This window comes from Lacinutrix cladophorae, assembly GCF_053604645.1.
In genome coordinates, this window is record NZ_JBSHNR010000083.1 from 1 (window position 1) to 228 (window position 228).

General features: G+C 40.8%; 1 protein-coding gene. It reads left to right on the plus strand.

Translation table 11 applies throughout. From position 1 onward, the window contains the following. On the plus strand, positions 1–228 hold a 228-nt coding region (locus ACVC3Y_RS03500; protein ID WP_452226123.1), incomplete at both ends, for a hypothetical protein.

The following is a 228-nucleotide window of genomic DNA, read 5'->3' on the forward strand; positions in this document are numbered from 1 at the left end:
GAAACAACAGTAACAACAGGAACGGATGGCTCATGGACAGCAACAGACATTCCAGTAGGAGATGCAGAAGTAGATGTTGATGAAACAACATTACCAGCAGATGTAAGTGGTACTTTAACAACAGGAACTTCAGATCCTGAAACAGTAACCGTATTAGAAGGAGTTGAAACAGCAACAACCGATGACGGTTATGAACCAATAACTGCAGAATTAACAGGAGTTGTATTC